Genomic DNA, 11,854 nt, shown 5'->3' on the forward strand with positions numbered 1-11,854 from the left:
TCCATTTTTAAAAATAAAAAAGTCTCTTCGCCAAAAGAAGAGACACCAAAACTCTCTCATCTTTCAGCGAAACGCTGCTGGAATTGGCACCAAGACGCATATAAAATGCCGGTTGCCGGGTTTCATCGGGCCAGTCCCTCCACCACTCTCGATAAGAGATTTTAAAGTATTAAATTGTTAAACTATTTAAGCTATATGATACTATGGATTAACTCCTATGTCAATAGAAATTTTTTTGTCCCTCTCTAAAGATTTTGCAGGCTTTTAACTTTTTTAAAATAAATCTGTAAATTTTTTATGTTATTTGCTATACTATAATTGTAAAGAATATAAATTTTCGAGAAAGGAATGTTTTGAATGTTCTCATCTCTTATTTTTGGTATCCTTTCTATTGGATCAATTATACTTTACGGTTTAATCTGGTGGAAAATTTTTGATAAAACTGGTTATGGAGGAGCATATGGTCTTTTGATGTTTATACCTATTGTGAATTTTATAATGCTTTTAGTATTAGCATTCACTGAGTGGCCCGTACATAGATATAAAAATTATCGAGCAATAACACTGTTTTTATTTTTAATACTTGTGCAAACACTTGCATAATGATTTTTTTAATATTATAATATACTTAACACTTGGAAAATGAGGAGGTTTAATATGGGTAATGAAAAATTACCAAGAGTAGCCTATTTCTGCATGGAATATGGCTTACAGTCAGATTTCAAACTATATGCAGGTGGCTTAGGCATTTTAGCAGGAGACCATCTAAAAGCTGCAAAAGAGTTAGGTATGCCTTTAGTAGGAATAGGCATACTGTGGAAACAAGGTTATACAGAACAACATATCGGTGAAGACGGATACCCCTATGATGCCTATCGCAATTACACACGTAAGTACGACTTTTTAAAGGACACTGGAGTAAAGGTAAAAGTAAAAATAAGAAATAGAAATGTGTATTGCAAAGTATGGTTGATAGACAACTTTGACAATGCTCCTCTGTATTTGCTTGACACAGATATACCAGAAAATGGGGACAGATGGATAACAGGTCAACTTTATGGATGGTTTGGTGAAGAAAGAGTTGCACAGGAAATAGTATTAGGCATTGGCGGAGTAAGAGCTTTAAGAGCTTTGGGAATTGATGTTGATGTTTATCATTTTAACGAAGGGCATGCAGTATTAGCAGCCATTGAGCTTATAAGAGAGAAAATGGAAAATCAAAATATGAGTTTTGAAGAGGCGTGGAAAGCCACAAGGGAAGAAGTAGTATTTACAACCCATACCCCTGTTAAAGAAGGAAACGAATCTCACGATTTAGAACTTCTCATGTACATGGGTGCAAACAATGGCCTTTCAATTGAGCAAATGGCTCAAATTGGTGGTGTTCCTTTTAATATGACAGTCGCAGGTTTGAGACTTTCTCGTATTGCAAACGGTGTCTCAAAACTTCACGGTCAAACTGCAAACAAAATGTGGCAACATGTTGACAACAAGGCTCCTATAATTTCAATAACAAACGGAATTGACAGAAACACTTGGGTAGATAAAAGGATAATAGAAGCCTACAACAAAGGTGAAGGACTTTTAGAAACTCATAATATTTTAAAACAAGAATTAATTGATTTTGTATATCAAAGGACAGGAGTTAAATTAGACGCTGACAAGCTTTTGATAGGTTTTTCAAGGAGAGCTGCTCCTTACAAAAGAAGCGACCTTATATTTACAAATGACGAAGTCATAGGTGATTATCTAAGGTCTAAAAAAATTCAAATGGTGTTTTCAGGAAAAGGTCATCCATTAGATGACGTGGGTAAAAAAATTGTCGCAAAATTAATAGAGATGACAAAGAAATATCCTGAAAGCGTAGTATTCTTAGAAGATTACGATATGACAATAGGAAAAATGCTTACTCGAGGCACTGATGTGTGGTTAAACAATCCAAGAAGACCATTAGAGGCCAGTGGTACCTCCGGCATGAAAGCCGCCATGAACGGAGTGTTAAATTTAAGTATTTTAGATGGATGGTGGGCAGAAGCTTGTATAGACGGAGTAAATGGCTGGCAATTTGGGGATGGTTTTGAGTCTGACAATATAGAAGAATTAGACAAACACGACCTTGAAGCACTCTATGACGTCCTTTTAAATAAAGTAGTTCCAACCTACTACAATGATAAAGCGAAATGGGAAAACATGATGAGAGAAAGTATAAGGACGACTTATGAAGCTTTCTCAGCTAATAGAATGTTAAAAGAATACTACGATTTAATGTACACAAAAAAATAAGTCAACCCCTATTTAAAAAGGCCGCGCAATTGTCCGGCCTTTAATTTATTTTCCCAATCTTTTTTCTAACAATTCTTTTTCTTTTTCATATCCTGGTTTTCCTAAAAGTGCAAACATGTTTTTCTTGTAAGCCTCTACTCCTGGTTGGTCAAATGGATTAACCCCATTTATATATCCGCTTATAGCACAAGCCATTTCAAAGAAGTAGACCAGATTGCCAAAATAGTAAGCTGATATTTCAGGGATATTTACTACAAGGTTAGGAACATTCCCATCTGTATGAGCCAATAATGTACCTTCAAAAGCCTTTTTATTGACAAAATCTATAGTTTTTCCTGCTAAAAAGTTAAGCCCATCTATATTGTCCTTGTCTTCATTTATAACTATATCTTTAACAGGTTTTTCAACATTTAAAACTGTTTCAAAAATATTTCTGCTTCCCTCTTGTATAAACTGCCCCATTGAGTGTAAATCTGTCGTAAAATCTACTGAAGCAGGATAAATTCCCTTATTGTCTTTACCTTCACTTTCTCCAAAAAGCTGTTTCCACCATTCAGAGAAATAGTGAAGCTTTGGCTCATAATTTACAAGTATTTCTATAGCTTTGCCTTTTCTGTACAAAATATTTCTCAAAATTGCATACTGCATGCTGATATTTTCATTAAGGTTATCTTTGGTATAGACTGTTGAAGCATCAAAAGCTCCCTGCATCATATCGTCTATGCTAATGCCTGCTACTGCTATTGGTAGAAGGCCTACAGCTGTCAAAACTGAGTATCTTCCTCCAACATCGTCAGGAATCACAAATGTTTCATATCCTTCTTCATCAGCTAATTTTTTTAAAGCTCCTTTCGCTCTATCTGTTGTCACATATATTCTCGATTTAGCCCCTTCTTTTCCATATTTTCTCTCAAGAAAATCTCTAAAAACTCTAAAAGCTATTGCCGGTTCTGTGGTAGTACCAGATTTAGAAATCACATTTATTGATACATCTTTGTCCTCTATAAGTTCAAATAAATCACTTAAATATGTAGAGCTTATGCTGTTTCCAGCAAAATAAATCTCCGGCATATTCCTCTTGCCTTTTGGCAACAAATTATAGAAGGAATGAGAAAGCATTTCAATTGCCGCTCTTGCCCCTAAATAAGACCCACCTATACCTATTACTACAAGCACATCAGAATCTGATTGAATCTTCTCTGCTGCTTTTTTAATGCGTTCAAACTCTGCCTTATCATAGTTTTTGGGAAGACTCACCCATCCTAAAAAGTCATTTCCTTGAGCATTTTTACTAAGCACCATATCAAGAGATAATTTTGCATGCTTTTCCATATATTCAATTTCTTTTTGACTTACAAATTGTAGAGCTTTTGAATAATCAAAACCTATCAATTTCTTCATATGTAAACCTCCATTCCTTATTTACATACTTATTTTATACCATAAATCTATGTTGTTCAAGTTTTTCAAAAGTATGTATAAGTTTACTTAATTAATTTCCACTGCCGGATCCACCTTGTCCTCCTCTATGATTTACCTTATATATGTAGTAAGCTGTAGCAAATAAAAGTCCTGCCACAATAGGCTCAACATCTACATAGGTTCCTTCTACATCAAAGCCTATTACATCTCCTCCCATTCTCCCCGATATCTTTTCATTGTCAAAGGCCAATTTCACATCAAAACCTATGATCTCTCCACCACATCTTCCCAATATCTCATTGCCACTTATCCTCAAATTAAGGTCATTTCCATCAATAGCTCCTCCTAATCTCACAGATACAAAGTCTTTCCCAATAGTCCCAGAAATACTCCTTCCTATAATAACACCCCCTATCCTCCCTTCAATTGTCCCTATCTCAAAAGAATATTTTATATCAAGGTCTGCTCCCAAAAGTGTTCCTCCAATTCGACCAGCTATTCTCCCATTATCTATACTAGCATGAACATCATAACCGGATATAAAGCCTCCAATTCTTCCTTCAACCTTGCCCATACTTTTACCCTCCTTTTATTCAGCTTTATTTTTACATACCCATAAATTTTTGTCAATCTTTTTGGAATTTTTACTTTATGGGATATAATATAAAGAGGAGGTGCAAAAGTTATGGAGGCATTAGAGGCTTTAAAAAAGAGAAGAAGTATAAGGAAATACATAGATAAACCTATTCCAAAAGAAATATTAGAAGACATAATAGACTGCGCAAGGCTTGCTCCCAGTGGAAATAACGCACAGCCTTGGCATTTCGTCGTTATAACAGACAAAGAAAGACTTAAATTCATAGCAGAAAAAGCTACATATGGGAAATTTATTAAAGATGCAGGAGCTTGTGTCATCGTCTACTGCGATAAAAATAACAGACATCACTTAGAAGATGGTTCAGCAGCAACAGAAAATATATTACTCGCAGCTACTGCCTACGGCATAGGTTCCTGTTGGGTAGCTGGGTATAACAGAACCTATGAAAAAGAAATAAACGAATACCTCAACATTCCTGACAACTTAAGAATGATTTCTATTATATCATTAGGATATCCCGCAGAAGAGCCACAACCAAAATATAAAAAAGCTTTATCTGAAGTTTTACATTGGGAAAAATTTTAAATGAAAGAGGGTTATAATATGTCAAAAGTAGTGGAGAGATTTTTAAAATATGTAAAATATCATACAACATCGGATGAAAACTCAACAACTTATCCCAGCACTGAGGGACAAGTAATATTTGCAAAAGAATTAGCAAATGAGCTTGAAGAAATAGGCCTTAAAGAGGTAAATGTAGATGAAAACGGTTATGTTACGGCTTTACTTCCTTCAAATACTGACAAAAAACTCCCTACAATAGGATTTATAGCTCATATGGACACAAGTCCTGACATGTGCGGCAAAGACGTAAAGCCTCAGATAATAGAAAATTATGATGGCAAAGATATAATCTTAAACAAAGAAAAAAACATAGTATTATCTCCTACTGAATTTCCAGAGCTTAAAAATTACATAGGAAAAACTTTAATCACCACAGACGGAACAACTCTTTTGGGAGCTGATGATAAAGCAGGAATTGCAGAAATAATAACAGCTATGGAATATTTAATAAATCATCCTGAAATAAAGCATGGCAATATAAAAGTAGCCTTCACACCTGATGAAGAAATTGGTAGGGGTGTAGACAAATTTGATGTAAAAAAATTTAATTGTGATTTTGCTTATACTGTAGATGGCGGTGGAATTGGAGAAATAGAATACGAAAATTTCAATGCTGCCAGTGCTAAAATCAAAATTAATGGCAGAAATGTGCATCCTGGAACAGCAAAAGGCAAGATGAAAAACTCCATTTTGATTGGAATAGAACTCCAAAATATGTTACCTGAACATGAAACTCCTGCCCATACTGAAGGATATGAAGGTTTTTATCATTTGAACAATTTTGAAGGCAATGTAGAACAAACTAAAATGTATTATATTATCAGAGATTTTAATAAACAAACTTTTTTAGATAAAAAAGAATACCTAAAAAGCATTGTAGAAACATTAAATAAAAAATATGGTGAAGGCACACTAGAGCTTGAACTTAAAGACCAGTATTACAATATGAGAGAAATAATTGAAAAGCATATGCACATAGTCGATACAGCATTAGAAGCAATGAAATTAGTAGGAGTGGAACCTAAAATAGTGCCTATAAGAGGAGGCACTGATGGAGCAAGATTAAGCTATATGGGGCTTCCAACACCTAATTTATTCACAGGAGGGCATAATTTTCACGGTAAATATGAATTTATACCGACATATGCAATGGAAAAAGCAGTCGAAGTAATAATAAAAATAATTGAGCTTTACGCAGAAAAATAAGGGATAGCGATGGAGCTATCCCTTTAACAATTCCTTTTTGAAAAACTCTACTGACTCCTTAATCGCCTTTTTCTCCCATTCTAAACTCTTAAAAGTATGGTCTGCATTTTCGATTGTCACTCTTGTAGCGTTATCCCCATAAACCTCTTTTAAGATTCTATCAGAAACTTTATATTCAACCGCTTCATCATTTGTCCCATGAACTATAAGCACTTTTTTATCGTATCCTTTTGACAGCTCAAATATATTTAATTTTGAAATATCCTCAACAAAATCTTTACTCAGTTTATGTCCTCCTATGTCTACAAAGCCCAATTGTTCCATAATAGCTCCGTATTGCTTTACACTTTCGTTCATTATAAGCTCAGGCATATTAAAAGCTGGAGCCCATAGCACCAACGCCTTTATTTCATCTTTATATTCCCTTGCTACAATCCCTGCAATAGCTCCTCCCATACTCAAACCAAGTAGTCCTATTCTCTCAGGGTCAGTCGTAGGTTGCTCTTTCACAAACTTTAAAATTTGTCTTGCATCTTCCAATTCACTGCTAAATGTCATTTCACTAAAGTCCCCATCACTTTCTCCAGAACCATAAAAGTCAAACCTTACACTCCCAATACCTACTTTTTCTAAAGCTCTTGACATCTTCACAAAAATAAAGTGAGACTCTACTTTATTGCCTGTAAAACCGTGAAACATTATTACCATAGGCACTTTACCCTTAACATCATCAGGTAAATGCATCATTCCTCTTAAAGTTTTGCCGTTATATGTAATTTCAACAGCCTTTTGCATAATAACACCTCCAAATATTTCATAATTCAATTATACTACAGTCAAGAAAACTTTTCCACATAGACAGATTTTTTATCTATCAAAAATTGAAGTTTGCCAAACAGCACAAGATTTAACTTCCCTTTCTTTTATTACATCCTCTTCTGTCAATTTGCTACACAACAAAGGAGAATTTACATTGTACTGCTTTGTATTTCTTTTTATAGTACTGATACTACTGTTTGCGTAGCAATAAATACAGCCATGTAGACAAGTATCATAGGCACCAATATCTATACTTTCATCACAACCACAAAACTTCCTTTGATTCTTATCCTTTCCTATATTGAGTTTTTTACCAGAAAGCTCTTCTATTAAAGTTTTATCTATACATCTCGCATGCTCTATACCATATGGCGATAAATCCAATTCTTCTGCACAAGTCTCAAGTTTAATTGAGTGCTCTTTCGCTATTTCATAAAATCTATATGCAATTTCTAACTTCTGTTCCTTGTTTATCTCATAAGCCCCTATTTTTTCTAAAGTCTTGTAAACTTTAGGATAAAGAGTCACAAAACTGATTATACATTTTGATGTATATCCATAAAGTTCAGACATTATTTCCTTAAAGCTTTTTACATGGTATTCTATATCAAATTCGGGAATTAAAATAATAGGGTCATAACGCCAAATTACCCTCTCTTTCCCTATTTTGCTAGACAGCTTTTTAAAAACTTCAATTATATGTGATTTTTCTGGCACATTCCTCTCTATTCTTTTATCATAGGGATTTAAAGTAAATAAAAAATAATAAGCATAGTCCTCTATCAAATGCAATTTCGGTATCATTTTTTCTGGATTTTTTGTCCAAAACACAATGCCATCTACTGCATCTTTCTTTAAAGAAACTTTACTGACTTGATGAAAATTAAAAGGATTCCTCACCAAAACATAGCCTTCCTCAATTCTTTTAAAAAACCAATCGCTGTAAAAAGCCGGAATATCCGTTCTCCTGCTTGCACTTATTATCATTCAAATTTCTCCTTTCAAAAAAAGAGAAATTGACATGTTCATTTTTACTTTAACATCAATGACAATTCATGTCAATTTCTCCGCTTTTGAATTAACTTTCTTTGTTAAGTTTGTACTCTATTGAATCAACAAGGGCTCTCCAACTGGCCTCAATAATATCTGTAGAAACCCCAATTGTGCTCCATGAATCTTTTCCGTCTGTCGACTCTATTATAACTCTAACTTTAGCAGCAGTTGCAGAATTAGAATCCAAAACCCTCACTTTATAATCTGTCAACCTCATTTCTTTTATCTGTGGGTAAAATCTCTCCAGTACTCTTCTTACAGCATTATCAAGAGCATGTACTGGCCCATCTCCCTCAGCTGCAGCTATCTCCTCTATACTATCGACTTCCACTTTTATAAGTGCTGAAGAATTAACACTATTTACAGAAGGCTCATTTACAATAACTTTAAACTCTTTTAAATTAAATGCTGGTTTATATTTTCCAAGAACCTTTCTTATCAAAAGTTCTAAAGAACCTCCTGCATTTTCATATTGATACCCTAAATACTCCATTTCTTTTAATTTATCTAAAATTAACTTTGTTTCAGGAGAATCCTTTGTAATAGTTGGATCTATTTCATTTATGGCATTTAGCACTGTTCCTCTGCCTGCAACTTCAGAAATCAAAAATGTCCTACTATTTCCCACTAAAGAAGGGTCAATCAGTTCATAAGAATAAGTATTTTTATTTACAGCATCAGCATGCATCCCCGCTTTGTGGGAAAAAGCATTTTTCCCAACATAAGGCGCCCTTTCATCGTAAGTGACATTTGCAATTTCACTTACAAATCTGGCTAAATGAGTCAATTGTTTTAGATTTTCATCAGGCACACATTTATATCCCATAAGTAATTGCAAATTCGGTATCAAGGTACATAAATTCGCATTGCCACATCTTTCACCATAACCGTTTATTGTACCTTGTACTTGTATTGCCCCTGCTTGTACTGCCATTATAGAATCTGCGACAGCCATTCCGTTATCATTATGACAGTGTATTCCTACTTCTGTATTAAATTTATCCACAACAGTTTTTGTTATTTCATAAACCTCCATAGGAAAAGCTCCGCCTTTTGTATCACACAAGCATACACTGTCTGCGCCCGCCTCTAATGCTACTTCTAATGTCTTTAAAGCATACTCTGGATTTTGTTTGTAACCATCAAAAAAATGCTCTGCATCAAATATAACTGACTTACCTTTGTCTTTAAAAAACTTTACTGTATCATAAATCATTTTTAAGTTTTCTTCTAAAGTAGTTTTCAAAATTTCTGTAACTTGAAAGTCCCATGACTTGCCAAAAATAGTTACTACCTCTGTGTCAGCATTTAAAAGGGAAATCACATTAGCATCCTCTTCGGTAGTTGTATTCGCTCTTCTTGTGCTGCCAAAAGCGATTAATTTAGCATTTTTTAACTTAATATTTTTAACTCTTTCAAAAAATTCAATATCTTTAGGATTAGACCCAGGATTACCTGCCTCAATATAGGTTACACCAAACTCATCAAGAACTTTAACTATCTTTAATTTGTCTTCCACAGTAAAAGATATACCTTGTCCTTGAACCCCATCTCTTAATGTTGTGTCGTATATCCGTATACTCTTCACAATGCATCCCCCTTTATACCTTTTTTATGTATAGTACATATTTTATCAAATTGAACTGATAAAGTGAAGAGGCAAGATTATTCTTTAAAATAATTTGTAATATTAAAACTTATACATGCTCCACCTTTTTCAGAATTATAGGCTTTTATTGTTCCGCCATGAAGTTCTACTAATTTTTTAGCAGTATAAAGTCCCAATCCTATATGCCCTTCTTTTGTAGAACGTGCTTCATCTCCTTTGTAAAATTTGTTAAAGAGATTTGCTAAATCTTTATTGCTAAATCCCTTCCCAGTATCACAAATCGTAAAATTAATTTTTTCTTCTCTTATGTCTATATTAATGTTAATGACACCTTTATAAGGTGTATATCGTATGCTATTTAGTACAATATTATCCAGTATTCTTTCAAGCTTATTTTTATCGCAATAGCAAGTTTTTTTGTCAGGCATTACATCAAAAATTTTTACTTTGAAATCTATATTTTTACTTTTTGAAATAATTTTATAACTTTCTACTTTTTGTTGAATAAAAGAATTTATATCTATAGGTACTACTTCTAAACTCAAATTATAACTTTCAATTTCAGCTGTGTATAACATCTCTTTTATCATCTGCAAAGCTCTAAAGGTACTGTTTTTTATTACATTTAAATACCTTTCTAACTTTTCTTTGTCATTTAAATTACTTTCTAATAAAGATTCAGTATATCCTTGTATTATAGAAAGAGGAGTCTTGAGGTCATGTGCAAGTGCTTCTACCATATCATGCCTTTGCTGCTCCAATTTCCACTGTGAAATCAAAGACCTTTTAAGCTCGTTTTTCATATCATCAAAAGCTTCACACAGACTGCCGAATTCATTTTTTGCCTTATAATCTATATTAAAATCAAGGTTTTTTTGTTTTATTTTTTCTGAAGCTTCTATTAACATGTCTATTGGTTTTTTAATATCACGAACGAACTTTTTTGAAAAAAGAATTGTGAAAAATATTATATAGAGAAAAGGAGACAGCAATATCACCGTAAATATCAATTTTATAGTTGTACTTTGATAATAAGGAACCAACTTGTAATAAAGTAAAACTGCTCCAGCTATTTTCCCGTGTTTATCAATTATAGGTACTATGTGGACATATCTACCATTCAATCCTTGGTTTGTATTAATTTTTTTGTATAAATCCTCTTTATTATTTATAAACTTTTGAGACTCTGTTCCATATAAAATATCTCCATTCTGGTCTATTATTTGATATGTAATACCCTGAGAAGGAATTATTTTTTCTATGTTAGATTTTTCTTTAATATTTAAAAGACTTTCTCCCTTCCTCCTTATATAATTTTCTATATCAGGGATTTTCTTTTCATAATAGTTTGCAGGGTATATTTTTTTGTACTCAATACTTGTAAAAATTATAAAACCAACAAAGTATGTGACAATTGTTGCTATTATACTCGTTAGAATTATTGCAGTAAAAATTACAATAAATTGGGTCTTTATTGACTTTCGATTAAGCACATTAATTCCTCCACCAAACTAGCTTTTGTTATATTTGCCTTACACAAACTTTTCCCAACGATAGCCGATTCCCCATACTGTTGATATATACTCGACATTTGGATCCACCACTGCTAACTTTGCTCTGATATTTTTTATATGTTCTGTAACCGTAGAAGAATCTCCCTCTGCATCATAACCCCATACTTTTTCATATATCTGTTCTTTTGAGAAAACTTGCCCAGGATGCAAAGATAATAATTCAATTATATCAAATTCTCTTTTCGTAAAGCTAACAAGTTTACCATTTATATATACTTGCCTTGCTTTTAAATCAATAGATAGATTTTTAAAAATTAATAAAGTTCTTTTCTCTTTTTCATTAAGATAAATAGCTCTTCTTTCACGCCTCAGATGAGCATCAATTCTTGCAAGTAGCTCTTTAAGACTAAATGGTTTTATTATATAATCATCACCACCTAAAGCAAGCCCCTTTATTCTATCAGCTTCTGATTGTTTCGCACTTAAAAAAATTATAGGACAAAAAACTACATCTCTTATTTTTTTACAGACTTCATATCCATCAATTTCAGGCATCATTATATCAAGAATAATAAGGTCAGGATGCTCATAGGCTTTTTTAACACCGCTTTCACCATCATACGCAACAGATACAATGTGACCTTTATTTTCAAGGGAATCTTTTAAAAGAGCAACTAAATCTTTTTCGTCGTCGATTATTAAAATTCTACTCATAATCTCATACAT

Annotated in this window: 10 protein-coding genes and 1 riboswitch; of the genes, 3 read left to right on the forward strand and 7 right to left on the reverse strand. The window is 33.2% G+C overall.

All coding sequences use genetic code 11. From position 1 onward, the window contains the following. Nucleotides 1-53: 53 nt before the first annotated feature. Nucleotides 54-158, reverse strand: a riboswitch (SAM riboswitch). A gap of 499 nt (nt 159-657) precedes the next feature. Then, complete coding sequence (glgP, locus tag OEI98_RS10405) at nt 658-2,283, forward strand: alpha-glucan family phosphorylase (RefSeq protein ID WP_004400034.1); 1,626 nt, start codon at nt 658-660, stop codon at nt 2,281-2,283. 45 nt (nt 2,284-2,328) lie between these two features. On the opposite strand, the gene OEI98_RS10410 is transcribed toward glgP, so the two are convergent. After that, complete coding sequence (locus tag OEI98_RS10410; RefSeq protein ID WP_004400033.1) at nt 2,329-3,684, reverse strand: glucose-6-phosphate isomerase; 1,356 nt, start codon at nt 3,682-3,684, stop codon at nt 2,329-2,331. 91 nt (nt 3,685-3,775) lie between these two features. Then, nucleotides 3,776-4,279: a hypothetical protein gene (locus OEI98_RS10415; protein WP_004401534.1), complete on the reverse strand. Its 504-nt coding sequence runs from the start codon at nt 4,277-4,279 to the stop codon at nt 3,776-3,778. A gap of 111 nt (nt 4,280-4,390) precedes the next feature. Here OEI98_RS10415 and OEI98_RS10420 point away from each other — a divergent pair, with 111 nt between their 5' ends. Together OEI98_RS10420 and pepT are read left to right on the forward strand one after the other, a co-directional pair. Beyond that, nucleotides 4,391-4,888, forward strand: coding sequence for a nitroreductase family protein (locus tag OEI98_RS10420; protein WP_004401536.1), 498 nt, complete (start codon nt 4,391-4,393; stop codon nt 4,886-4,888). Between the two features lie 18 nt (nt 4,889-4,906). After that, the gene (pepT, locus tag OEI98_RS10425; protein WP_004401542.1) at nt 4,907-6,133 is read left to right on the forward strand and encodes a peptidase T; all 1,227 of its coding nucleotides are present in this window, start codon (nt 4,907-4,909) and stop codon (nt 6,131-6,133) included. Between the two features lie 15 nt (nt 6,134-6,148). Here pepT and OEI98_RS10430 read toward each other — a convergent pair whose 3' ends face one another. The 5 genes from OEI98_RS10430 to OEI98_RS10450 all read right to left on the reverse strand — a co-directional run bounded on the left by OEI98_RS10430 (nt 6,149) and on the right by OEI98_RS10450 (nt 11,842). Then, the gene (locus OEI98_RS10430; protein ID WP_004401544.1) at nt 6,149-6,928 is read right to left on the reverse strand and encodes an alpha/beta hydrolase family protein; all 780 of its coding nucleotides are present in this window, start codon (nt 6,926-6,928) and stop codon (nt 6,149-6,151) included. Nucleotides 6,929-7,000: 72 nt separating this feature from the next. Beyond that, nucleotides 7,001-7,939, reverse strand: a complete 939-nt coding sequence (locus tag OEI98_RS10435; RefSeq protein ID WP_003871324.1) for a DUF1848 domain-containing protein — start codon at nt 7,937-7,939, stop codon at nt 7,001-7,003. Nucleotides 7,940-8,030: 91 nt separating this feature from the next. Then, the gene (cimA, locus tag OEI98_RS10440; protein WP_004401546.1) at nt 8,031-9,593 is read right to left on the reverse strand and encodes a citramalate synthase; all 1,563 of its coding nucleotides are present in this window, start codon (nt 9,591-9,593) and stop codon (nt 8,031-8,033) included. 77 nt (nt 9,594-9,670) lie between these two features. After that, on the reverse strand, nt 9,671-11,107 hold the full coding sequence (locus tag OEI98_RS10445) for a sensor histidine kinase (RefSeq protein ID WP_266037752.1): 1,437 nt from the start codon (nt 11,105-11,107) through the stop codon (nt 9,671-9,673). A gap of 39 nt (nt 11,108-11,146) precedes the next feature. Beyond that, a complete protein-coding gene (locus OEI98_RS10450; RefSeq protein WP_083331657.1) occupies nt 11,147-11,842 on the reverse strand; it encodes a response regulator transcription factor in 696 nt (231 codons plus the stop codon). Between the last annotated feature and the right edge of the window lie 12 nt (nt 11,843-11,854).

Source organism: Thermoanaerobacter sp. RKWS2, from assembly GCF_026240795.1.
GTDB classification, from domain to species: Bacteria; Bacillota; Thermoanaerobacteria; order Thermoanaerobacterales; family Thermoanaerobacteraceae; genus Thermoanaerobacter; species Thermoanaerobacter ethanolicus.